We start from the raw sequence: 22,311 nt of genomic DNA, 5'->3' as shown, positions 1-22,311 counted from the left end.
GGTCCGATTGCTAGAGCTCTGGGCCAACTCCACGATTCAATCAATGCACGGCGCGTGCCTCGGCACCGATCGTGACACGCACCTTTCAGGAGTCTCCCGATGGACGCTGAAACGCTATTGTCACAAAGCCAGGACATTGCCTCGAAAATCACCCACGTGCTGCAGAAGCGCACGCAAATCGCCCAGCGGCATCTCAGTGAACGGGTCACCGAAACGCTAGGGCTCGATCACGATGGCGCCCCGACCGCAAGCGCGATGCCCGCGCCATTCGATCCGCTCAGTGCGTGGCAATACACGGTGGACGCCGCGCAGCGCTCGCTGCTGTTCTGGGACACGCTGTACCGGCGCGGCAACGAGTTCGTCGAACGCAGCGTCAGCGGTCCCACGCCGGTGCTGCATTTCGAGTACGACATGGTGCTGGACGGCCGCACGTTCGAACGGCCGGTCAACTATGCGCTGCTGCAACTTCGTCCGCTCGAAGGCGTGGGCGTGGACGTGCGCAAACGCCCGTATCTGATCATCGATCCGCGCGCGGGGCACGGCCCCGGCATTGGCGGCTTCAAGGACGATTCGCAGGCGGGCATCGCGCTGCGCGCGGCCTATCCCGTCTACTTCGTGGTGTTCTTTCGCGACCCCGAGCCCGGTCAGACCCTGCTCGACGTCTGCAACGCCGAGCAGCTATTCGTGCGCAAGGTGCGCGCGCTGCATCCCGACAGTCCGAAGCCCGCGATCATCGGCAATTGCCAGGGCGGCTGGGCGGCGATGATGCTCGCCAGCTCCGACCCCGAGGAGACCGGCCCGATCGTCATCAACGGTGCGCCGATGTCGTACTGGAGCGCGGCCTGGAGCGAAGGCGAGGGCGACAACCCGATGCGTTACGCGGGCGGCATGCTGGGCGGCGCGTGGCTCGCGTCGTACGCGGCGGATCTTGGCAACGGCAAGTTCGACGGCGCGTATCTGGTGGAGAACTTCGAGAACCTGAATCCCGCCAACACGTTCTGGGACAAGTACTACCACCTGTTCTCGAACGTCGATACCGAGCCGCCACGCTTTCTGGAATTCGAGCGCTGGTGGGGCAGCTACTACCTGATGAATCGCGAGGAGATCGAATGGATCACGCGCAACCTGTTCGTCGGCAACAAGCTGTGGTCGGGCGGAGTGACGAACAGCAGCGGCCAGGCTTTCGATCTGCGTGAAATCCGCTCGCCGATCATCCTGTTCGCGTCGATGGGGGACAACATCACGCCGCCTCAACAGGCGTTCAACTGGGTGGCGGACCTGTACGGCAGCACCGAGGAGATCAAGTCGCGCGGCCAGGTGATCGTCGGTCTGACGCACCAGAACATCGGGCATCTGGGCATTTTCGTGTCAGGGAAAGTCGCGAAGAAGGAGCACAAGCAGATCATGTCCGTGCTCGAGACCATCGAAACCTTCCCGCCGGGACTCTACGGCATGACCATCAACGAGACCAGCAACGCGGCCGGGGAGATCGAATACGAAGTCGAATTTCATGAGCGGCGGCTCGAGGAGATTTCCGCGCATCTCAACCGCTTCGGCCGCATCGACGAAAAGCCGTTCGAAGCAGTCGCCGCGGTGTCCAATCTGAATCAGCGCATGTATGAACTGCTCGCGCAGCCGTTCGTGCAGGCGATGTCGAACGAAACGAGCGCCCGCCTGCTGCGCCAGTTTCATCCGCTGCGCTGGCAGCGCTGGGCCGTGTCCGCGATGAACCCGTGGCTTGGCTGGCTGCCGGCGGCCGCGCAGTCGGTTCGTGAGAATCGCCAGCGGGCCGCCGCCGATAACCCGTGGAGCAAGCTCGAACACAACGGCTCGCAAATGATCAGCGCGTCGCTGGACTATTACCGCGCGATGCGCGACGCGGGGACCGAGGCCAGCTTCTTCAGCGTGTACGCGAATCTGTACGCGACGTATCTGAGCAAGCCGGCCGCCGATGGCGTGGCCGCGCAAGCCGGCGCGATCGATCCGCGCGAGCTGCCGTTCGTGCGCACGGCGTTGCAGGCGATCGGCGACGGCGGCTACACGGAGGCGCTCGCGCGCGCGGCCTATCTGTTGTCGCGCAAGGGCGGGTCGTTGCCGCTCGCGCGCCTGGAGATGCGCAAGGAGATCGCCGAGAGTTACGCGGAGTACCTGCCCGAAATCAGCCCCGATCACTGGCGGCGGATCCGGGGCGAGCAGGAAATCATCGTCAGCTTCGAACCGGACGAGGCGATAGCCACGCTGCCGAAGCTGCTTTCCCACAGCGAGGACCGCGAGCGCTTTCTACAACTGCTCGACAAGCTGGCGAGCGACGAGCGCGTGTTGAACACCGCGCCCGACGCCGCGCAAAAGGAGGCGTTCGAACGCATCCACGCGGTGCTGGGTTCGCGCGTGAGCCGCAAGCGCAACGCACGTTTGCCTGACTCCGCTCGCACGTGAGCAACCGGCGCGATGCACGGCAGGACGCAAGCGTGGCGGGACCGTGTGCAGGGCGCCCGTATGCACGGCGCTCGTCAGCATGGCGTGCCACGCGTCACGAATCCAACGCACCGTACACACGAGGAATACGCCGATGGAAAAGCACGCGAAGTATCAACGTCTGATCGATTTCTGCCGGACGCTGCCGGCGATGCCGACAGCGGTCGCGCATCCGTGCGACCAGAGTTCGCTGAATGGCGCGGTCGAAGCAGCCGGATTGGGACTGATCGCGCCGCTGCTGGTCGGGCCGCGCGCGCGCATCGAAGCGATTGCCGCCGAACACGGCATCGACATTTCGAACTTCACGATCGTCGATGCGCCGCATAGCCATGCCGCCGCGGCAGCAGCCGTGCAACTGGTGCGCGAAGGCAAGGCAGAGGCCCTGATGAAAGGCAGCCTGCATACGGACGAGCTGATGGCCGAGGTGATTCGCCGTGACACCGGCCTGCGCACCGAGCGGCGCATCAGCCATTGCTTCGTGATGGACGTGCCCGGGTACGAGAACGCGCTGATCATCACCGACGCCGCGATCAACATCTTGCCGACGCTCGAAGAGAAGGTCGACATCCTGCAGAACGCGATCGATCTCGGGCACGCGCTGAAACTTGACGAAGTCCGCGTGGCGATCCTGTCCGCGACCGAGAGCGTCAATCCGAAAATTCCATCGACGGTGGAAGCGGCGGCGCTGTGCAAGATGGTGGACCGCGGGCAGATCACCGGCGGGCTCGTCGACGGTCCGCTCGCACTCGACAACGCGATCAGCATTGAAGCCATGCGCATCAAGCAGATCGAGTCGCGGGTGGCCGGTCGCGCCAATGTATTGATGGTGCCGGACCTCGAAGCGGGCAACATGCTCGCGAAAAGCCTGTCGTTTCTCGCCGGCGCGGACGCGGCGGGCATCGTGCTCGGCGCGCGCGTGCCGATCATTCTGACGAGCCGCGCGGATTCGCTGTCGACGCGTCTCGCGTCGTGCGCGGTCGCCGCGTTGGTGGCCAAGGCACGGCGCGAGGCCGGCAAAGTGGTCGGGTGACGTCATGGCGGATGTGATTCTCGTATTGAACGCAGGTTCGTCGAGCCTCAAGTTCAGCGCCTTCGACGCGCAACAAGCGCAACTCGAACTCATTTTGCGCGGTCAGATCGAAGCGCTCTACACGAGCCCGCGTTTTCGCGTGACGGACCGCGACGGTAATGCCAGCTCGCACGAATGGGGCGATGGCCATCGGCTCGGCCATCAGGGCGCGATCGAATATCTGGGCGGTTTTTTGCACGACCACGGCGGCGGCAATCAACTGAAGGCGGTCGGACATCGCGTCGTGCACGGCGGGCAGCGCTTTGCCGGCCCCGTCCTCGCGACCTCCGAGGTGATCGACCAGCTGGACAGCCTGAGCCCGCTCGCGCCGCTGCATCAGCCGCATAACCTGACCCCGATCCGCATCCTCGCGCAGCTGCGTCCCGACCTTCCACAGGTCGCGTGCTTCGACACCACGTTTCATCGCACGCAGACCGAGACCGCGCAGGCCTATGCGCTGCCCCCCTCGATTACCGACCACGGCGTGCGGCGCTACGGTTTTCACGGGCTCTCGTACGAATACATCGCGAGCGTGCTGCCGGAGATCGCGCCGGCCGCGGCGGCGGGGCGCACCGTCGTCGCGCATCTGGGCAATGGCGCGAGCATGTGCGCGATGGTCGCGGGCAAGAGCGTGGCGAGCACGATGGGCTTCACGGCGGTGGAAGGCCTGCCGATGGGCACGCGTTGCGGCAGCCTCGACCCCGGCGTGATGCTCTATCTGCTCGACGAGCTGAAGATGGATACGCAGTCGATCGCGGACCTCATTTACAAGGGCTCGGGGCTGCTCGGCATGTCGGGCATCTCGGGCGACATGCGCGTGCTGCTCGACAGCGACGAGCCGCGTGCCCGCTTTGCCATCGACGTCTACGCCTACCGCATCGGGCGCGAACTCGGCAGTCTCGCCGCGGCGATGCAAGGTCTCGACGCACTGGTGCTGACGGCCGGCATCGGCGAGCACGCCGTCGCGATCCGCGAGCGCATCGTGCGCGATGCCGCGTGGCTCGGCGCCGAACTCGACGAAGCGGCCAATCGGGCGGGTGGCCCGCTGATCACCCGCGCCTCGAGCAGGCTACCGGTCTGGGTCGTGCCCACCAACGAGGAACTGATGATCGCCCGCCATACGCGCGCTATCGCCCCATAGAGGAGTTTCACCATGTCTGTCGCTGTCGAGCAACCGAGTTTGATTCTGCGAGGAGCGAAGGCCCTCGTGACCGGCGTCGCCAACGAGCATTCGATCGCGTACGGATGCGCGAAGGCGTTTCACGACCTCGGCGCGAGCGTTGCGCTCACCTATGCGAACGCCAAGGCGGCTCCTTATGTGGAACCGATCGCCAAAGCACTCGATGCCGAGATCTTCATGCCGCTCGACGTAACGGGCGAGGACGAAATGGAGGCCGTGTTCGACCGCATCGAGAAGACATGGGGAAGCCTCGATATTCTCGTTCACGCCGTTGCATGGGCGCCGAAAGCGGATCTGCAGGGCGGCTTGCTGCAATCGTCGCGCGAGGGCTTCCTGAGCGCGATGGACATCTCCTGCCATTCGTTCGTGCGGATGGCGCGCCTCGCCGCGCCGCTGATGAAAGACGGCGGCACCATGCTGACGATGAGCTACTACGGCGCGAACAAGGTCGTGCCGAACTACAACCTGATGGGCCCCGTCAAGGCGGCGCTCGAAGCCTGCGCGCGCTATCTGGCGTTCGAGCTGGGACCGAGGGGCATCCGCGTGCACGCGATTTCTCCCGGGCCGCTGCAGACCCGCGCCGCTTCGGGCCTGAAGGATTTCGAGCTGCTGCTCAACGAAGCGGTGCAGCGCGCGCCGCTCGGCGAACTCGTCGACATCATGGACGTCGGCTATACCTGTGCGTTTCTGGCCACGCCGTATGCGCGGCGGGTGTCCGGTTCTACGTTGTACATCGACGGCGGATTGAACATCGTGGCCTAGGGTCTGGAGGAGTAAGCATCATGGCTGAACTGTTTCTTGGAAACGTCGAGGAAAGCGTCTCCGACGAAGAGATCGGCGAGTTCCTGATTCGCTACGGGTTCCCGCGCTTCAGCTCGATCCAGCGGGTGCACGGCACGGGCTCGCGGCCAGGCGCGGTGGTCGTCTTCGACGACGTGCCCACGGACGGGCTGCGCATACTGCAAAACCGCGTCCATAACCTGTTCTGGAAGAACCACACGATCGTCGCGCAGCTGTTGCCGGAGCGCGACGAATCGTGACGGGCGACGGGAGCCGGACATGGGTCTGCTGTCGCGGTGGCTGAGCAGGCGCACCGCTTCCGAAGAGAGCGACGATCAGCAGACGAAGGAAATCGTCGAGCGGATCGTCAGGCTCTGTCCGTCGTTGCGGCTCGCGCGCAATTATGCGTCGCGCCTGCGGCCCGCCGTGCAACACACGACCGCCTATCTGCTCCGGCTCGCCGATGAAGTGCCGCCGGCGCGCGAAGCGAGCGCGGCGGCATGGGCGACGGACCCGTATATCCACGCCTTTTTCGCCACACCCGACGACGTCTGCCCGGTCTTCAACCGCTCACACGAGCTGAACACGTTCTTCAGCGACCATCCCGCTGCCGACCAGGTATTCGCGGTGCTCGGCATGGCCATGGATGAGCGGCGTATTTTCGGCGTCGGGCAATACGGCGAGACGACGCAAACCGATCTCGCGCAGACGACCATCAACTTCAGCGATCACCAGGTGCGCGTGTGCGGAGAATCCGAAGCCGCGTTGCGGCGCCAGATCATGTTGCGGATCGTCGATCAGCTCGTGCTCGAAGCCCTCGGCAAGATCGAGGCCGACACCTCGCGGCAGGACGAATTGCAACGCGAAAGGGCGCTGCTGAAAACGCGCCTGACGATTCTCGAACGGCAAGGGGCGGGCGTGCGCTCGCTGCTTGGTAGCGACGCGACGTCGAACTACGCGGAAGTGGCGAAGCTGCAGGCGCAGATCGAAGAGAACGATCAGGCTCTGGCGCAGTTGGGCCTGAAGACAGAGGCGCTGGAGCGGCATCTCGACGTGATGTGCGGTGTACTGGGGGCGCCGGATGCGCATTTCTACGTGCGCAGGAGCACGTACCGGCTCGACCGGATGAACGTCGTTCTGGAAGAGGGGGATACGCGGCCCGCGCACGAAATCGAGTTTCGCCTTGCGCGTCTGCCGGCGAGTCCCAATGCGATACGGGTTTTCTCGACGGTGCGTTTTCGACGCGCGGACTTTACGCCTCCCCTCAGCGGCCTCGCGCAAGCGCACCGCCTGATCTGACGCGAGCCGTGCTCGCTATTTGCCGGCGACCGGCTCCACGGAGATGGCCACGGCCTCGGTATAGACCGCTTGCATCTGGTCGCCTTTTTTGATCCGCTTGAGCTGTTCGGGATCCTGCACGATCAGATCCACCGTATTGCCTTGCGGGCCTTTAAGCGTGACCATGCCGCTCTGGTGATCGACCGCGATGACGTTAGCCATGATCGTGACTTCGCGCGAGGCCGAGCCGCCGGGTTTCGCGCCCGCCGGTGTGCGAGCGAGCGTTTGCGTTTCGTTGGCGGTCAACGGCGCGTTGCCTTTTTTCAGCATGATGGTCAGAGCCTGCGAATACTCGGCCTTGACCACGTCGCCGACCTTGATCTGATCGAAGTTGCGCGCTTCCTCTCCGACCACGACCTGCACGACCCTGCCCTTCGGGTCCTTGAGCAAGACGGTGCGCGTTGCCGGCTCGATGCCGACGACCGTCGCGGTCGTTTTGACCGTGCCCGACACGGTGACTTTGCCGGGCTCGCTCTTAACCGTGACTGGTGCCTCCGTCTGAGCGAACCCCGTATTCGCGAGACACACGAGCGCCGCCGCGATGATCAGTTTGCGGTTAATCATGCTGCTCTCCTTGCGCGATCAATTGACTGTGTAACCCCGCCCTGACATGCATGCGGCGAAAGCGCGATTGAACGTGTCCATCGAGCCCTGCGTTTGCGACTGCGATTGTGCCGCGGCAGCGCGCCGGTTCTGCCGCGCGCGCGACCCGCCTACCATCGTGCCGGTCGCCGCGCCGATCGCCGCGCCCTTGCCCGCGTCGCCCGCAATCGCGCCGATGACCGCGCCGCCGGCCGCGCCGCGCGCGGCGCCCTGCACGCGCTCGCCGCCGCCCACCGCGGGCCCGGAAGGTGGGGGCGGGGCATTGGCGACCATGGTCGGGTCGATGCCGGTATTGCTCTTCGCCCACGAATAGCAGGCGCCTTCGTCCTGCTGCTGTTGCTGCGGGCTTTGCCCTTTGGCCGGATAGGCAATCGGCCTCGATTGCGCCAGGCCTTCCAGCGATAGCGACGCGCTCAACGCGGCGATAACGGCATATTTCGTCGACTTATTCACGACAGCTCCTTGCGTGGGCACACGCGGGTGCGAGTCGCCGGCTGCCTGTTTGCTCAGGCGTGAGGGCGCAACCGGCACCCGTGAATGGGAATTCTGGGGGGACCGGTTGCCGCGCGGTGGATGCGCAGCAATGACAGGTTCGCTTTCATCATGGTCTCGCGGGCCTGTCGCGCGCAATCGGACCAAGGTCGTATTTGCAATATCGTCCATGGTTTCCAAACTGTATTCATGCAACAGGTGCAGGTCGTTTCCATTGCTTCGGACAACTGTCTGTCAAAGATCATGGCCATTCAGCCCGGGGCCGCTGACGAAGCGCAAGGGGAAGCATTGATGGACCGCGATTCGCGTGCTCGTACACGCATCATCCCGTTTGCAACGGCGCTCGACAGGCGCTGGCGCGTGCCGACGCTCGACGGCGAGGCGAAGCGCGCGCGACGCGTCAGCCATGTGCTGGGCGCCGCGCTTCTGGCGTGCTGCGGCGCGTTCTCCACTGCGGTGTCGCTGGCGCAGGCGCCGGCCGCGAACGCTCCGGCGAACTCGGCCCCGAACGCACCCGTTTCCGCGGCGACGCTTGACCAGCTCGTCGGACCGATCGCGCTATATCCGGACGACCTGATCGCGATCATTCTTCCTGCCTCCACCTATCCCGTCGAAATCGTGCAGGCCGATCGCTTTCTCGACCAGTACAAAAACAACAAGTCGCTCAAGCTCAACGACGCGTGGCACGATCCGGTGAAGGCGCTGCTGAATTACCCCAGCATCGTCAAGAACATGAGCACCGATCTCGACTGGACGATCAATCTCGGCGAGGCCGTCGTTGCCGATCAGGGCTCGGTGCTCGAAGCGATTCAGCGCTTCCGGCGGCAAACGCAGTCGGCGGGGCATCTGAAATCCGACGACAAGCAGGTCGTGGTCGTCGAGAAGGAAGTGATCAAGATCCAGCCGGCCGATCCGCAGGTGATCTACGTGCCGCAGTACAACCCGCAGACCATCGTGGTGGCCAGTGCGCCCGTGACCTACGCCTACGCGCCCACGCCATATCCAGCCTACTACTATCCGTACGCGCCCGGCGCCGCGCTCGCGACGGGGCTGATCTGGGGCGCGGCGATTACCGCCGCCTGGAACGGCGGGCACTATCAAACGCATTACGGCGGCGGCGGCAACAACAACATCAACATCAACCGCGAAAGAAACGTCGAGCGCGGCGATAGAACCGTCGAGCGCGGAGATAGGAACGTCGAGCGCGGCAATATCAACACGGACGACATCAACCGCGGCGGTGGTCGCGGGCAGGGAGGGGGCACCTCCGCGTGGACCTCGGACAAGAAGCCGGGCCAGGTCAGCGGTATCTCGGATCGCTCGGCGCGCACGCAACGGGTCGGCGATCCGCCGTCGCGCGGCGGCGGCGCGGGTGCAGGCGCGGGCGCGGGCGGTGGGTTGGCGGGCGGCAACCGGGGCGGCGCGGGCGGCGGCGCAAACTATGCAGGTGGCGGCGCGGGTGGCGGCGCCGGCGCAAACTTCGCAGGCGGCGGTGCTGGCGCGCAAGGGCGGCCGCAGCCGTCCCAGCGTCCGACGGCGTCGGCGGGCACACGCGACGTGAATCAGCGCGCGGCGCCTGCGGGCGGCGGCGATGCGTTCAGCGGCTACGGCTCGGCGCGCGACGCGCAAGCCAACAGCGCGCGCGGCGCGGCGAGCCGTCAATCGACGCGTGGCGGCGGAAATTCCGGTGGCGGTGGGTTCTCCGGCGGTGGCGGCCGTGGCGGTGGCGGTGGTGGATTCTCGCCGCGGCCCGGCGGTGGCGGTGGCGGTGGCGGTGGCGGCCGCGGCGGCGGACGGCGATAAGGAGCAGCCATGAGCGGTCAAAGCATCACCGGAAAGCGCGCACGCGACGATTCGCGGCGACGTGCGGCCACATCTCGCCGGCTGTGCGCGATGGTGCTCGCGCTGTCGGTTCCGTTCGCCGCGCTCGCCGCGGGGCAGCGCACTTTCGCCACCCCGGAAGACGCGGTCGCCGCGCTGTCCAGCGCACTGAAGACCGACGACGAAGCGTCGCTCGTCGCGATCTTCGGCGAAGCGCACAAGAGCCTCGTGGTATCGCCGGACCAGGCGGAGAACGAGGCGAACTGGGCCAAGGCGAGCAAGGAGCTCGACGCCTATCACGTGCTGGACGACAGGGGACCGAACCGGCGGATTCTGCTGGTCGGCGACGAGGCGTGGCCGATGCCGATACCGATCGTCAAAGAGGACGGCACCTGGCGCTTCGCCACCGCGCAGGGCGAAGAAGAACTGATCAATCGACGGATCGGCGCCAACGAACTCGAAGCGATCAAGGTGCTGCACGCTTATATCGACGCGCAGCGTCAATACGCGTCGCGCGACCGGAACCACGACGGCCTGCTCGAATACGCGCAGAAGCTGGCCAGCACACCCGGCAAGCAGGACGGTCTCTACTGGCGCTCCGACGAAAACAGCGACGAAGAAGAGAGTCCGTTCGGCCCGCTCGTCGCCGCGAGTTCCGAATATCTGAAAGGCCACGCGGCGGGCGATCCTTACCGGGGCTACCACTTCAACATCCTGACGCGGCAGGGCAAGAACGCGCCGGGCGGCGCGTTCAGCTACGTGATCAACGGCCACATGATCGCGGGTTTCGCGATGGTCGCTTATCCGGCGCAGTACGGCACGAGCGGCGTGATGACCTTCGTGGTCAGCAACAACGGCGTCATCTACCAGAAGGACCGTGGCGCGCACGCGCCGCCTGTGACCGAGTTCAATCCGGATCACACGTGGCAGCGCATCAAGGATTCGCTCTGAGCCGCTCCGGCTTGGCTGAGGCGATGGCCGTACAGTGCGCCCGTGCTTCCGTCAGGTCCGCTTCCGTACTCGAGGCGCTACGTTGAACCATCCACCCAGCGTCACCGACCGCGCGTCTTCCACGCCACCCGCGCGCGGGTGGCGCTCCGCGTTTCCTCCCGCGCAGTGGCTGCGAAGCTATCAGCCTCAATGGCTCGCGAAGGACGCGGTCGCCGGCGTGACGCTCGCGGCTTATGGCATTCCGGTATCGCTCGCCTATGCGTCGCTGGCCGGCTTGCCGCCGCAATACGGCATCTACGGCTATCTGGTCGGCGGCCTCTGTTATGCGCTGTTCGGCTCGTCGCGCCAGCTCGCGATCGGCCCGACCTCGGCGATCTCGATGCTCGTCGGCGTGACGCTCGTGCCGATGGCCGGGGGCGACCCGTCGCGCTGGGCTTCGATCGCGGCGCTCACGTCCGTGCTGATCGCGTGCATGTGCGTGATCGGCTGGCTGCTGCGCTTGAGTTCGCTCGTCAGCTTCATCAGCGAGACGATCCTGCTCGGCTTCAAGGCGGGCGCCGCGCTGACGATCGCGATGACCCAGCTGCCGAAGCTGTTCGGGGTGAAAGGCGGCGGCGAATTCTTCTTCGAACGGATCGCCGTGCTGTGGGGGCAGCTTCCGTTGACCAACCTCGGCGTGCTCGGTTTCGGCCTCGTTTGCATCGCGTTGCTGCTGCTCGGCGAAAAGTTTTTGCCGGGGCGTCCGGTGGCGCTCGCCGTCGTCGCTGCTTCGATTGTCGTGTTGTCGGTCACGCCGCTGGCCAGCCGCGGCTTCACGCTGGTGGGCGCGCTGCCGCAGGGCTTGCCTGAATTTCGTCTGCCAGGGCTGCGGCTGCGCGATGTCGACGGCATCGTTCCGCTGGCGTTCGCGTGCCTGTTGCTGGCATACGTCGAGAGCGTTTCGGCCGCGCGCGCGCTCGCGCAGGCACATGGTTACGAGATCGACGCCCGCCAGGAATTGCTGGGTCTCGGAGCGGCCAATCTGGCCGCGGGATTGTTCCAGGCCTTCCCGGTTGCGGGAGGGCTTTCGCAATCGTCGGTGAACGACAAGGCCGGCGCGAAAAGCGCGCTTGCGCTGGTATTCGCGTCGCTCGCGATCGGCTTCTGTCTGATGTTCCTCACCGGACTGCTCGCGAATCTGCCCAACGTCGTGCTGGCGGCGATCGTGCTCGTGGCCGTGAAGGGCCTCGTCGACGTCGGCGAACTGCGTCATGTATGGCGCGTGAGCCGCTTCGAATTCGCGATTTCGATGGTGGCGTTCGCGGCGGTGCTGTTGTTGGGCATCCTGAAGGGCGTCATCGTCGCGGTGCTCGTGTCGATGCTACTGATCATCCACCGCGCCGCGCATCCGCACATCGCGATGCTCGGGCGTATTCCCGGCACGCGCTATTTCTCGGATCTCGAACGTCATGCCGAAAACGAGACGATTGCGCATGTGCTGGCGGTGCGTGTCGAAGCGTCGTTGCTGTACTTCAACGTCGAGCACGTGCGCGAGACGATCTGGCGCATGATCCACGCCGCACCCGAACCGGTCCGGCTCGTGATTTGCGATCTGTCCGCATCGGCGGTCGTCGATCTGGCGGGCGCGCGCATGCTCGAAGCGATGCACGGCGCGCTGAAGGCCGCGGGCGCGGCGATGAGGGTCGTCGGCGCGCATGCGGACGTGCGCGACATGCTGCGCGCCGAGGGGCTCGAAGTTCGTGTCGGCCACATCGGCCGACGCGGCTCGGTGGCCGACGTCGTCGACGCATTCCAGCAAAACGGCGATTTCGCGGACGACGCGGATCGCGGATGAACTCGAGGAGAAACCCATGTCACGTCAATTTCGTCCTGGCGCGGGCGCGCCCGCACTCGACGCCGCGTACGCCCACACGATCACCCAGTGGCTTGCGGCAGCGGCGTTGCTCGCCAGCCCCATGTTGTGTTACGCAGCGAACCTGAACTTTCTGAAAGACACGCCCGTTACTTACATGCGCGAGGCCGACCGTAAAGCGCTCAACGACGCGGCGCAAAAGGCGCTCGATACAAAAAAGGATGGCGAATCGTACGAGTGGAGCAATGCGGGCACGGGCAATTCCGTGTCGATCAAGGGCACGGTGACGCCGCGAGACACGACGAAGGACGGCGATCGAACCTGCCGGACCGCGACGCTGACCGCGGTCGCGAAAGGACAGACCCAAACGTGGACGCCGATCGTCTGCAAAACCGGCAATGGGCCGTGGAAGATTCTGAAGCAATAAGCGCATGCGTGTCGCTTCGTACGCCTCTCGACATGGCGGCGCCGCCACGCCGTCCGAGTTGCGCGAGCACGTACCACTTGCCCTGTTGATGCATAATTTGTCCTGCGTTTCGCGGCTCATGCACAAGGCAAACACATGGAACACTCTTACGCTAACGACGATACCGGCAATCTGATCCTGCTCGAACACGTCAACCTGAAAACCCCCAACCAGATTCTCGCGACCGCCTTCTACGTCACCGGCCTTGGGCTCACGCGCGATCCGTTCGTGATGACCGGGGTCGAGAATATGTGGATCAACATCGGCCGGTCGCAGATTCACTTGCCGCACGGGGCGGCGCAACGTCTGCGCGGCAGTGTCGGTCTCGTGGTCGGCGAGCTCGAAGCGCTGGTGAGGCGGCTGCGCTTGGTCGAACCGCTGCTCGCCGGCACCGCGTTCGGCTGGACGGAACGCGCAGGCAGTGTCGAAGTGACGTGTCCGTGGGGCAACCGCTACGAGTGCCTCGATCCTTTCAATCGATCCGCGTCGGCTCCGTGGTCGGAAATCGATCTGGGCATCGCGTTCGTGAAGATGGATGTGCCGGTCGGCAGCGCGTTGCCTATCGCGCGCTTCTACCGCGATATGTTCGATGCGACCGTCGACATCGAAGAGAAGCATGGATTGCACCGTGCGGTGATCGATATCGGCACGCATCAGCAACTGCTGTACGCGGAAACCACCAAGCCCATTCCTGAATACGACGGACACCACATCGCGATTTACGCCGCTGCTTTTTCGGGGCCGTTCACGCGGCTCGCCGAAAAAGGTCTGGTATATGGAGAAGAGCCGCATCAATACCGGTTTGCCGACCTGCTCGATCTGTCATCCGGAGAGCGTTGCTTCCGGCTCGAACACGAAGTACGGAGCCTGCATCACCCACTTTACGCGCGCCCGCTGGTGAACCGGAATCCGGAACAGACCAACCGGAACTATCAGCAGGGGGCCGATTCGCGCGGCGGCCGGTTCTGATCAGCTCGACGAGCGATGATCGCTCGCCACTCCTTAACGATTTAATCTAGAAAATCCACAACACATCGCCTACCCTTAAACGAGCCGGTTTTCCGCGGACCCGTGCATCACTTCTCCCCACTCTGCGAAGCCGACCCGTCCTGACAAAGCTAACAACGATTCGAAGTCGTACGCTTTTGTTGTCTGCGAGGGTTGCGCCATCGTGCTCTTTCACGCTGTCGTCCGCGTGGATCCATGTCGCACTCCTGCGCTGCAATTCATAGGAACAATAAAAAGCTAGGAGACGCTCATGCCATTCAACCGTATTCAGGGAATTGTCGGCCTGCCACTGCTCGCCATCGCGTTCGGCTTGCCTGCGGCTCATGCCGCCGACGAAGTACAGAACAGCTCGACCACCACCGCCGCGCCGGTGCCATCGACGCTTCAGCCCGTGACCCAGGATCAGCTCGATCGCGCCGGCAGCATGACGGCGGTCTGGCTCCATTCGAACGGCTCGTACGCGCAGACGCGCTATTACCCCGGCGCGCAGATCAACCGGACGAACGTCGCGAAGCTCAGGCCGGCGTTCATCTTCCAGACGGCCGTCAACGAGTCGATGGAAACGGCGCCGATCGTGAAGGACGGCGTGATGTTCCTGACCACGTCGTTCAATCACGTATACGCGATCGATGCGACGACGGGCAAAGAGTTCTGGCATTACAAGCACAAGATGGGTCCGGTCACGACGTTCTGTTGCGGGCCGAACAATCGTGGCGTCGCGATTTCGGGTGACCGGCTCTATATGGGCACGCTCGACTCCAAGCTCGTCGCGCTCGACGCCAAAACCGGCAACGTGCTGTGGCAAAGCCAGATCGCCAATCCCGACGAGGGCTACTCGGAAACGATGGCGCCGACGGTCGTCGACGGCAAGGTGCTGATCGGCACGAACGGCGGCGAGTACGGCATTCGCGGCTTCGTGAAGGCGTACGACGCGAATTCCGGCCAGTTGCTGTGGACCTTCTACACGATTCCGGAAACCGGCCAGGAAGGCGTGTGGGCCACCAAAGACGCGACCGGCCGCGACGTGAAGCGCGACATCGACGCGGAGAAGAAGCAGTTGGCCGACAAGGGCGGCGACTTCTACAAGATGCTCGGCGGCGGTGTGTGGATGACGCCGGCGGTCGACCGGAAAACGCACACGGTGTATTTCGTGGTCGGCAACCCGTCGCCGGACCTGTATGGCGCGATCCGGCCGGGAGACAACCTCTATACGGATTCGCTCGTCGCGATCGATCTCGACACCGGCAAGTACAAATGGCACTACCAGTACGTGCCGCACGACGTCTGGGACCTCGACGCAGTGAGCCCGCCGGTGCTGATCGACGTGCGCGACAACGACGGCAAGATGATCCCCGGCATCGTGCATGCGGGCAAGACCGGTCACGTGTACGTGCATGATCGTGCGACCGGCCGTCTGATCCGCTTCTCGCAGGCGATGATTCCGCAGGAAAACATGTGGACCCTGCCGACAGCGGCCGGCGCGCGCATGCTGCCGGGCGCGAACGGCGGCGTCGAGTGGTCGCCGATCGCGTTCGATCCGCAAACGCGCCTCGTCTACGCGGCCAACCTGCATCAGCCGATGACGTACCAGGTCGAGGACGCCGCCTATCCGGGCGGCAGCAAGCTGTGGCTCGGCGGCGCCTTCAAGGTGATTCCGTCCGAGGCGCAATGGGGCAAGCTGTCGGCCGTCAACGTCGACACCGGCAAGATCGCGTGGGACTACAAGACCGACCAGCCGCTGATCGGCGGCGTACTTGCAACGGCGGGCGGGCTCGTGTTCAACGGCGAGGGCAACGGCCTGTTCCGCGCGTTCGATGCCGCCAGCGGCAAGAAGCTGTGGGAGTTCCAGTGCGGCGCGGGCGTCAACGCGCCGGCCGTGTCGTACACGGTCAACGGCAAGCAGTACATCGCGGTCGCGGCGGGCGGGAATACGCAGATCGACTTCAAGCGCGGCAACAGCGTCGTCGTGTTCGCGGTGCCATGAGGCGGCCGGCGCTGCGGGGAGCGCCGGGTGGGGCGCGCGCTGCATGGATGGCGCTGCTGTGCGGCGGATTGATCGCCGCATGGCTGCCGTCGGGCGCGCGCGCCGACGCCGAGGCGGGCAAGGCGAAAGCGCAGGTGTGCGTGGCCTGTCATGGACCGATGGGCAATTCGACCAGTCCGGACTATCCGATTCTGGCCGGGCAAACCGCGCGCTATCTGTATCTGGAGCTGAAGGACTTCAAGCAGGGACGGCGCAGCGATCCGCGCATGTCGCCGATGGCGGCGAACCTGTCGAGCGAGGACATGCAGGACCTCGCCGACTACTTCGCCGCGCAGAAGCCCGTCTCGGTGCCGTTCAACGCGGATGGCGCGAGCATCGAGGCGGGCAGCAAGAAGGCGGCCGAGGTGCTGTGCACGATGTGCCACCTGGGCGGTTTTTCGGGGCAGAACGAGATTCCGCGCGTCGCGGGCCAGCACTATCAGTACATCGTCAAGCAGTTGCAGGACTTCCGCTCGCACACACGCACCAACGATGCGGGCAACATGACCAGCGTGACGCGTAATCTGTCCGACGACGACATTCATCATCTGGCCGCTTATATCAACAATCTGCAGTAGCACGGGGAAGACACCATGACAGACATGCTCGCTCGGCCGCTTGCGGCCGCCGTTCTGCTCGCCACCGCATTCGGCGCATGGGTGCCGGCGCTCGCGCAGGACCAGGGGGAAATCAACCGCCAACTGCTTGCGGCCGCGAAGGACGACGATCGGCAGTCGGTCGTCGCGGCGCTGCAGCGCGGCGCGTCGGTCGATGCGATGAACCGGATCGGCGACACCGCGCTCGTCACCGCGTGCAAGAAGGGCGATACGGCGATGGCGCGCACGCTGATCGAGCGCGGCGCGAACGTGCAGCATGCGAACGCGCCGGGCGATACACCGTTGATGGCCGCCGCCTACGGTGGCTTCGACGAGATCGTCGCGCTGCTGCTCGCGCATGGCGCCGATCCGCTCGCGACCGATCGCGTCGGCAAGACCGCGATGGAATACGCAGCCGGCCAGGGGCAAACGAAGGTCGTCGGTCAATTGCTCGATGCGGGCGTCGACGTGAACCGGACCTACAAGAACGATCTGACCGCCCTGATGTGGGCGGCGGGATACGATCGCGCGGAGACCGCCCAGCTATTGCTCGCGCGCGGCGCGAACCGGTCGTTGAAGGACAACCGGGGGATGACGGCGAAAGATATCGCGGTGCAGACGAAGTCGGAGCGGGTCGCGGGGTTGTTGTCGGCGGGTTAGCGGCTCGAATCACGCGCGCAATGCCGGCCGCGCTTGCGCCAGAATCGCCGGCAATGCCTCGAACGAATCGATCAGCGCGTCGCAGCGCGGCAGGTCGGCGCCGCTCGCGCTGCCATAGCCGTAGCTGACGATGAACACCGGCAGACCGGCCGCGCGCGCCGCCGCGACATCGACCGATGAATCGCCGACCAGCACGCAACGTTCGGGCTCGACATCGAGGAGCCGGCACGCGTGCCAAAGCGGCTCGGGCGACGGCTTCATGCTCGCCACGGTGTCGCCCGCGACCAGCCCGTCCAGATAAGCGGCAAGACCAGTTTTGTCGAGCAGCGCCGCCGCCAGCGCCTGCGGCTTGTTGGTCACGCATGCGCGACGGTAGCCGTGCTGCTGCAACGCGCGCAGCCCGGCCATCACGCCAGGAAAAACCCGACCCAGCGCCGCGTTGGTCACCGCGTAGTGCCGCTCGAACACGGCCTGCGCGTGGTCCAGTTCGACGCGCTCGCCGAGGCCCGCAGCATCGAGCGAGCGTTGCACGAGCTTGCGCACGCCGTTGCCGATGAAGCCGGTCACCGTGTCGTACGGCAGCGGCGTGGCGCCGAAGTCCGTCAGCATCAGGCCGGCAGCCGCGACGATGTCCGGCGCGGTATCGACCATCGTACCGTCGAGATCGATCAGGACAGCGTGGTAGTCGCGGTTCATTGCCATGACGCGCTCGCGTTCGCCTGGTCCGGGTTCAGCGCGCCGTGCGCGGCCGAATCGGGACGACGCGTGGCGTCTCGATGCCAGCGGCGCAGTGTCGCCAGATCCACCCAGCGATGCCATTCGCCGCGCACCATCGGAACGATCGGCGCGTGCGGATCGCCGAGATGAGGCAGCACGGCCAGCGCGCCATCGAAGTCCTCATGCGCGGTAAAAGCGCTCGGCGTGACGATGACGGGCACGCGCGCGGCGCGCGCTGCCAGCAGGCCGTTGCGCGAGTCCTCGAAGGCGAGACAGGCCGCGGGCTGCAAGCCGAGCTGTTCGAGCACGTGGCGATAGACGTCGGGGGCGGGCTTTTTCGCCGGCGTGGTGCCGGCGTCGCCGATCGCCGCGAAGCGATGGCGCCAACTGGCGCCGAAATGCGCTTGCAGCAGCGCGTCAAGGTTGGCGGGAGTGGTGGTCGTCGCGATCGCCACGCGTAGACCGGCCTCGTTCGCCTCGTCGATCAGACGCGCGATGCCGGGTCGTAGCGGCACGCCGCGCTCGCGCATGCGCTCGGTGTAGTGGCGCGTCTTCAGCGCGTGCAGCGCGTCGACGGCCTCTCGCGCTCGCGGGCCCCCGGCTTCCTCGCACTCGACCGTGCGCCAGTAATGCAGCAGACGCTCCTTGCCGCCCGCCACTTTCAGCAAGCTGGAATAGAGCGCTTCGTCCCAGAACCAGTCGAGGCCCGCTTCCGCGAACGCGGCGTTGAATGCGTGCAGATGAGCAGTCTCGGTGTCGGCGAGCGTGCCGTCGACGTCGAAGATGAGGGCTTGCATCGTGCGGTCCTCGCGAGGGTGGGGTGCCGTTCAGACACGCACCACGATAGCCGAGCCGTCCGCCGATTCAAATTCAGAGATTCTTTCGCCGCCGATAAGCGGGACTTTATGTGCCGGCACGCACCGAACACGCACGCCGCGCCGCGTCATTTGCCCAACCGCGGGTCGGTCACGAAGCCCAGCTTCGTCAGCCCGCCGCGCTGCGCCGCCGACATCACGATCGCGACACGCTCGTACGGCACCTTGCGATCGGCGCGCAAATGCAGCTCCGGCTGCGGCGTCGCGAGGGCGGCTTGCGCGATGCGCGCGCGTAAGCCGTCGTCGCTCACGGGCTGACCGTCCCACAGCACCGTACCGTCCGCCTGCACCACCACGTCCACGTGCGCGGGCTTGACCGCTTCCGGCTGGCTGCTCGCGTGCGGCAGATCGATCCTGACCGCGTGTTGCAGCGCCGGAATGGTGACGAGAAAAATGATCAGCAGTACCAGCATCACGTCGACGAGCGGCGTCATGTTGATCTCGTTCATCAGACCTTGATCGTCGTCGTCGGAGAAAGGGCTCATTGCCATTCGAGGTCTCCGTCGCGGTTTGCGTTCGTCGCGTTGGTGCCGCGCGGCACCACACGCATCTGCGGCCCGGCGCTCGACGGCAACTGCGAGCCGGTCACGAAGTACGCGTGCAAGCCGTGCGCGAAGCGCTTCAGGCGCGCGACGATCGAGCGGTTCGCGCGCGTCAGACCGTTGTAGCCGAGCACGGCGGGAATGGCGACGAAGAGCCCGAACGCCGTCATGATCAGCGACTCGCCGACCGGGCCAGCGACATGGTCGATCGAGGTCTGACCGGTCTCGCCGATCACGATCAGCGCATGGTAGATGCCCCATACGGTGCCGAACAGCCCGACGAAAGGCGCGGTGCTGCCGATCGACGCGAGAATCGCGAGGCCGCTTTGCAGGCGCGCGATCGTCTCGTCCATCGTGTCTTGCAGACGCCGGGTGATCCAGTCGGACACGTCGATGCGGTCGTGCAGATGCTGCTGCGTCTGCCGATGGTGCGTCGCGGCTTCATGGCCCGCCAGCGCGAGCGCGAGCAGCGGGTTGTCGTGCGTGCCCGATTCCTGATGGCCGAGGCTGCGCAGCCCGTCGTCGAAGCGGTCCGCGCTCCAGAAGCGCGCGTCGCTCCGGGTTGCGCGCCTGAGGCGGATCAGCTGCCACAGCTTCACGATGATCACCGTCCACGACAGCACCGACATGATCACGAGCACGCTCAGAATGCCGCGCGTGACGATATCACCTGAATCCCAAACGTTTGCGAGTCCGTAGTGTTGCATGGCGAGTTCCTTCGTTTGGTGTCCCTGGTCTGTTTGGCGGTGCGCTCACCCTGTTGCGTCACTCGGTCAGTCCGAACACGAACGACTGCGAGTACGCGGCGCGCACCGGCGTGCCGTTTTCGGTGTACGGCTGGCAGGCGCCCGCATGGACGGCGGCGAGCGCCGCGTCGTCGAGCCGCGTGGAGCCGCTGCTGGCTTGCAACTGCGCCGTTTCGATATGCCCGCTCAGCCCGACGACGAAACGCACGATCGCCGTGCCATGCTCGCCGCGCCGCTTCGCGATGTCGGGATAGTCGGGCTTCGGAATCGAGCAGTCGACATGCGATACGTTGCGCGGCTCGGTCGACGCGGGCACCGCCGGATGGGCGGCGGGAGCCGATGCCGTCGACGGCGCGGCGGTCGTTGGCACGGCGGGCATGGCGGTTTGTGCGGTGCTTTCACGCGACGCGGACGGCGTGGGTAGCGGCGTTTCCACCCTGCGCGGCACCTGCGCGCGCGGCTGCGGCGCAGGTTTGACGCGCACGGTGGGATGCGTGACGGGCGGCGTGGGCGCTGTCGGAACGACAGCGGCGGGTGGGGGCGGCACGGGAGGTGAAACAACCGGAGCGGGAGGCTCGGGGCTCAGCAGCGACGCGGTGATCGTGCGCGGCTCGACCGGACGCTCGACGATCCGGTTACGCGCGCTCAACGCGATGGCGAGCAGCACCAGATGCGCGACGATCACGGCGCCCAGCACGATGGCCGCGCGACGGTAAGCGGCCGTGGCATTCGTAGGACGTCCTGGGTTCACCATGGCAACTTGCAGCATCATCGCCACCTCCGCGCTCATTGTCCCCCGCCGACCCTGCTTTTCAAACCCGCAACGGCCGGCGCGAAGCAATTCGGGAAAATCTCCCGCCGATCCGCGTTGTCAAACAATCGCCCGGTGGGCTACCTTGAAACGATGACGCGAATCATCGCGGCGCCGCCATATCAACCCGGAGTACAACGATGCTGGAGACACGGATTTCCCCCCGACCACCACGCCGTTCCCTCGCGCTGGCCTGCGCGCTCGTGCTGGCCGCGAGCGCCGCGCATGCCGCGGCCGCGCCGCTCGCCTACGTGACGAGCGAGAAGGCCGGCGTCGGCGTGATAGATCTCGACCAGATGACGCTCACGCAGACCTTTCCGGTCGGCGCCGATGGCCCGCGGGGCCTGAGCCTGAACGCCGACGGCACGCGTCTGCTGGTTGCCAACAAGAACACGAACGATCTCGCGGTGATCGACACCGCCACGGGCAAGGTCGTCCAGCGCGTGAAGATCGGCAAAAATCCTGAATATGTGCGGGTGCGCAACGGCTACGCGTACGTGACCTACGAGCCCGGCGAGGACGGCGGGCCGCCGGGAGCCAAACCCGACGCGAAGGGAGACAATCAGCCCGAAGCGAACGCGGGCAACAAGCCCGGCGCGGACGACGACGACGCGAACAAGCCGCCCGCCGAAATCGCGATCATCGATATGAAAAACTGGCACGTGATCCGTTCGGTCACGAGCGGCCATGAAACCGAAGGCATCGAATTCTCGCGCGACGGCCAGATGATGCTGGTCACCAACGAAGGCGACGATACGGTGTCGATCTATCACGCTCGAACCGGCGCGCCGATCCGAACCGTGAAGCTCGCGGCGGGCGGGCGGCCGCGCGGCATTCGGCTGTCGCCTGACGGCAAGCATTATGTTGTCACGCTGGAGTCGCTCAGCAAGTTCGTCGTGATCGACGCGCGCACGTTCGAGGTAGTCAAGACCGTCGACACCAAGCTTGGTCCCTATGGCGTCGCGTTCGGCCCGAATGGTCAGCGGCTTTTCGTGGCCGCCGCGCGCGACAAGGTGGTGCAGGTGTTCGACGGCCACACCTTCGAACATGTCGCCGATGTGCCGGTCGGCCAGCGCTGCTGGCATTTCAGCTTCACGCCGGACGGCTCGAAGCTGATGGTCGCGTGCGGTCGCTCCGACGCGGTCTACGTGCTCGACGCGAAGAGCTATCAGCCGCTCAAGCAGATCGGCGAGCTGCCGCTCGCGTGGGGCATCGTCACGTATCCGCACAGCGACGGCTCGATCGAATCGCATTGAGCGAAGCGGGCGAATGAGCTGTTGCAGATGCGGGGTCCGTTAGCTTTGCT

Annotated in this window: 22 protein-coding genes; 15 read left to right on the top strand and 7 right to left on the bottom strand. The window is 65.5% G+C overall.

Features of this window, described 5'->3' with window-relative positions:
- The first annotated feature begins 99 nt into the window (after positions 1 to 99).
- The 6 genes from HDG39_RS15690 to HDG39_RS15665 all read left to right on the top strand — a co-directional run bounded on the left by HDG39_RS15690 (position 100) and on the right by HDG39_RS15665 (position 6,803).
- A complete protein-coding gene (locus tag HDG39_RS15690; RefSeq protein WP_184006829.1) occupies positions 100 to 2,436 on the top strand; it encodes a DUF3141 domain-containing protein in 2,337 nt (778 codons plus the stop codon).
- Between the two features lie 79 nt (positions 2,437 to 2,515).
- Positions 2,516 to 3,505, top strand: a complete 990-nt coding sequence (locus HDG39_RS15685; protein WP_184006827.1) for a phosphate acetyltransferase — start codon at positions 2,516 to 2,518, stop codon at positions 3,503 to 3,505.
- Between the two features lie 4 nt (positions 3,506 to 3,509).
- Entirely contained in the window at positions 3,510 to 4,685 is a 1,176-nt protein-coding gene (locus HDG39_RS15680) for an acetate/propionate family kinase (RefSeq protein WP_184006826.1), read from the top strand.
- A 12-nt stretch (positions 4,686 to 4,697) separates the two neighbouring features.
- Positions 4,698 to 5,486 carry an enoyl-ACP reductase FabI gene (gene fabI, locus HDG39_RS15675; RefSeq protein WP_018424544.1) on the top strand — a complete coding sequence of 263 codons (789 nt, stop codon included), beginning with the start codon at positions 4,698 to 4,700 and terminating at the stop codon, positions 5,484 to 5,486.
- A gap of 20 nt (positions 5,487 to 5,506) precedes the next feature.
- Entirely contained in the window at positions 5,507 to 5,764 is a 258-nt protein-coding gene (locus HDG39_RS15670; protein WP_184006824.1) for an RNA-binding protein, read from the top strand.
- Between the two features lie 19 nt (positions 5,765 to 5,783).
- Positions 5,784 to 6,803 (top strand): hypothetical protein, encoded by a 1,020-nt coding sequence (locus HDG39_RS15665; RefSeq protein ID WP_184006822.1) that lies wholly within the window; start codon positions 5,784 to 5,786, stop codon positions 6,801 to 6,803.
- A 15-nt stretch (positions 6,804 to 6,818) separates the two neighbouring features.
- On the opposite strand, the gene HDG39_RS15660 is transcribed toward HDG39_RS15665, so the two are convergent.
- Positions 6,819 to 7,406, bottom strand: coding sequence for a hypothetical protein (locus tag HDG39_RS15660; protein ID WP_184006820.1), 588 nt, complete (start codon positions 7,404 to 7,406; stop codon positions 6,819 to 6,821).
- An 18-nt stretch (positions 7,407 to 7,424) separates the two neighbouring features.
- Entirely contained in the window at positions 7,425 to 7,898 is a 474-nt protein-coding gene (locus HDG39_RS15655; protein ID WP_184006818.1) for a glycine zipper family protein, read from the bottom strand.
- Positions 7,899 to 8,228: 330 nt separating this feature from the next.
- Between HDG39_RS15655 and HDG39_RS15650 the strand changes: the two genes are divergently transcribed.
- The 8 genes from HDG39_RS15650 (at position 8,229) to HDG39_RS15615 (ending at position 17,314) form a co-directional block, all read left to right on the top strand.
- Positions 8,229 to 9,740: a DUF3300 domain-containing protein gene (locus HDG39_RS15650; RefSeq protein ID WP_260327888.1), complete on the top strand. Its 1,512-nt coding sequence runs from the start codon at positions 8,229 to 8,231 to the stop codon at positions 9,738 to 9,740.
- Positions 9,741 to 9,749: 9 nt separating this feature from the next.
- Positions 9,750 to 10,709 (top strand): DUF2950 domain-containing protein, encoded by a 960-nt coding sequence (locus HDG39_RS15645; RefSeq protein WP_184006814.1) that lies wholly within the window; start codon positions 9,750 to 9,752, stop codon positions 10,707 to 10,709.
- 82 nt (positions 10,710 to 10,791) lie between these two features.
- Complete coding sequence (locus HDG39_RS15640; protein ID WP_184006812.1) at positions 10,792 to 12,543, top strand: SulP family inorganic anion transporter; 1,752 nt, start codon at positions 10,792 to 10,794, stop codon at positions 12,541 to 12,543.
- Positions 12,544 to 12,559: 16 nt separating this feature from the next.
- A complete protein-coding gene (locus HDG39_RS15635; RefSeq protein WP_184006810.1) occupies positions 12,560 to 12,988 on the top strand; it encodes an RT0821/Lpp0805 family surface protein in 429 nt (142 codons plus the stop codon).
- A 135-nt stretch (positions 12,989 to 13,123) separates the two neighbouring features.
- Positions 13,124 to 13,996 carry a VOC family protein gene (locus HDG39_RS15630; RefSeq protein ID WP_184006808.1) on the top strand — a complete coding sequence of 291 codons (873 nt, stop codon included), beginning with the start codon at positions 13,124 to 13,126 and terminating at the stop codon, positions 13,994 to 13,996.
- 289 nt (positions 13,997 to 14,285) lie between these two features.
- On the top strand, positions 14,286 to 16,019 hold the full coding sequence (locus HDG39_RS15625) for a pyrroloquinoline quinone-dependent dehydrogenase (RefSeq protein ID WP_184006806.1): 1,734 nt from the start codon (positions 14,286 to 14,288) through the stop codon (positions 16,017 to 16,019).
- Positions 16,016 to 16,636 (top strand): c-type cytochrome, encoded by a 621-nt coding sequence (locus tag HDG39_RS15620; protein ID WP_184006804.1) that lies wholly within the window; start codon positions 16,016 to 16,018, stop codon positions 16,634 to 16,636. The genes HDG39_RS15625 and HDG39_RS15620 overlap by 4 nt, the downstream gene beginning before the upstream one ends.
- Positions 16,637 to 16,651: 15 nt before the next feature.
- Positions 16,652 to 17,314, top strand: coding sequence for an ankyrin repeat domain-containing protein (locus tag HDG39_RS15615; protein ID WP_184006802.1), 663 nt, complete (start codon positions 16,652 to 16,654; stop codon positions 17,312 to 17,314).
- A 9-nt stretch (positions 17,315 to 17,323) separates the two neighbouring features.
- On the opposite strand, the gene gph is transcribed toward HDG39_RS15615, so the two are convergent.
- The 5 genes from gph to HDG39_RS15590 form a co-directional block, all read right to left on the bottom strand.
- Positions 17,324 to 18,016 (bottom strand): phosphoglycolate phosphatase, encoded by a 693-nt coding sequence (gph, locus tag HDG39_RS15610; protein ID WP_184006800.1) that lies wholly within the window; start codon positions 18,014 to 18,016, stop codon positions 17,324 to 17,326.
- On the bottom strand, positions 18,007 to 18,828 hold the full coding sequence (locus tag HDG39_RS15605) for an HAD family hydrolase (RefSeq protein ID WP_184006798.1): 822 nt from the start codon (positions 18,826 to 18,828) through the stop codon (positions 18,007 to 18,009). Before HDG39_RS15605 ends, gph begins: the two co-directional genes overlap by 10 nt.
- Before the next feature lie 146 nt (positions 18,829 to 18,974).
- Positions 18,975 to 19,397 (bottom strand): ExbD/TolR family protein, encoded by a 423-nt coding sequence (locus HDG39_RS15600; RefSeq protein ID WP_184006796.1) that lies wholly within the window; start codon positions 19,395 to 19,397, stop codon positions 18,975 to 18,977.
- A complete protein-coding gene (locus tag HDG39_RS15595; protein ID WP_184006794.1) occupies positions 19,388 to 20,155 on the bottom strand; it encodes a MotA/TolQ/ExbB proton channel family protein in 768 nt (255 codons plus the stop codon). The genes HDG39_RS15600 and HDG39_RS15595 overlap by 10 nt, the downstream gene beginning before the upstream one ends.
- A gap of 58 nt (positions 20,156 to 20,213) precedes the next feature.
- A complete protein-coding gene (locus tag HDG39_RS15590) occupies positions 20,214 to 20,966 on the bottom strand; it encodes an energy transducer TonB (RefSeq protein ID WP_260327884.1) in 753 nt (250 codons plus the stop codon).
- Positions 20,967 to 21,145: 179 nt separating this feature from the next.
- Between HDG39_RS15590 and HDG39_RS15585 the strand changes: the two genes are divergently transcribed.
- Positions 21,146 to 22,261, top strand: coding sequence for a YVTN family beta-propeller repeat protein (locus tag HDG39_RS15585; protein ID WP_221305758.1), 1,116 nt, complete (start codon positions 21,146 to 21,148; stop codon positions 22,259 to 22,261).
- Positions 22,262 to 22,311 lie beyond the last annotated feature (50 nt).

The organism is Paraburkholderia lebeckiae, assembly GCF_014201005.1.
In the GTDB taxonomy this organism is placed as follows: Bacteria; Pseudomonadota; Gammaproteobacteria; order Burkholderiales; family Burkholderiaceae; genus Paraburkholderia; species Paraburkholderia tuberum.
Note: the sequence above shows the minus strand (reverse complement) of the source record. Positions and strands in the feature narration are given on the sequence as shown.

Bases quoted from the DNA above. Each gene is read 5' to 3' on its own strand.
- HDG39_RS15690 (WP_184006829.1), top strand. From the start codon at position 100: ATGGACGCTGAAACGCTATTGTCACAAAGCCAGGACATTGCCTCGAAA.
- HDG39_RS15685 (WP_184006827.1), top strand. From the start codon at position 2,516: ATGGCGTGCCACGCGTCACGAATCCAACGCACCGTACACACGAGGAAT.
- HDG39_RS15680 (WP_184006826.1), top strand. From the start codon at position 3,510: ATGGCGGATGTGATTCTCGTATTGAACGCAGGTTCGTCGAGCCTCAAG.
- fabI (WP_018424544.1), top strand. From the start codon at position 4,698: ATGTCTGTCGCTGTCGAGCAACCGAGTTTGATTCTGCGAGGAGCGAAG.
- HDG39_RS15670 (WP_184006824.1), top strand. From the start codon at position 5,507: ATGGCTGAACTGTTTCTTGGAAACGTCGAGGAAAGCGTCTCCGACGAA.
- HDG39_RS15665 (WP_184006822.1), top strand. From the start codon at position 5,784: ATGGGTCTGCTGTCGCGGTGGCTGAGCAGGCGCACCGCTTCCGAAGAG.
- HDG39_RS15660 (WP_184006820.1), bottom strand. From the start codon at position 7,406: ATGATTAACCGCAAACTGATCATCGCGGCGGCGCTCGTGTGTCTCGCG.
- HDG39_RS15650 (WP_260327888.1), top strand. From the start codon at position 8,229: ATGGACCGCGATTCGCGTGCTCGTACACGCATCATCCCGTTTGCAACG.
- HDG39_RS15645 (WP_184006814.1), top strand. From the start codon at position 9,750: ATGAGCGGTCAAAGCATCACCGGAAAGCGCGCACGCGACGATTCGCGG.
- HDG39_RS15635 (WP_184006810.1), top strand. From the start codon at position 12,560: ATGTCACGTCAATTTCGTCCTGGCGCGGGCGCGCCCGCACTCGACGCC.
- HDG39_RS15630 (WP_184006808.1), top strand. From the start codon at position 13,124: ATGGAACACTCTTACGCTAACGACGATACCGGCAATCTGATCCTGCTC.
- HDG39_RS15625 (WP_184006806.1), top strand. From the start codon at position 14,286: ATGCCATTCAACCGTATTCAGGGAATTGTCGGCCTGCCACTGCTCGCC.
- HDG39_RS15620 (WP_184006804.1), top strand. From the start codon at position 16,016: ATGAGGCGGCCGGCGCTGCGGGGAGCGCCGGGTGGGGCGCGCGCTGCA.
- HDG39_RS15615 (WP_184006802.1), top strand. From the start codon at position 16,652: ATGACAGACATGCTCGCTCGGCCGCTTGCGGCCGCCGTTCTGCTCGCC.
- gph (WP_184006800.1), bottom strand. From the start codon at position 18,016: ATGGCAATGAACCGCGACTACCACGCTGTCCTGATCGATCTCGACGGT.
- HDG39_RS15605 (WP_184006798.1), bottom strand. From the start codon at position 18,828: ATGCAAGCCCTCATCTTCGACGTCGACGGCACGCTCGCCGACACCGAG.
- HDG39_RS15600 (WP_184006796.1), bottom strand. From the start codon at position 19,397: ATGGCAATGAGCCCTTTCTCCGACGACGACGATCAAGGTCTGATGAAC.
- HDG39_RS15595 (WP_184006794.1), bottom strand. From the start codon at position 20,155: ATGCAACACTACGGACTCGCAAACGTTTGGGATTCAGGTGATATCGTC.
- HDG39_RS15590 (WP_260327884.1), bottom strand. From the start codon at position 20,966: ATGATGCTGCAAGTTGCCATGGTGAACCCAGGACGTCCTACGAATGCC.
- HDG39_RS15585 (WP_221305758.1), top strand. From the start codon at position 21,146: ATGCTGGAGACACGGATTTCCCCCCGACCACCACGCCGTTCCCTCGCG.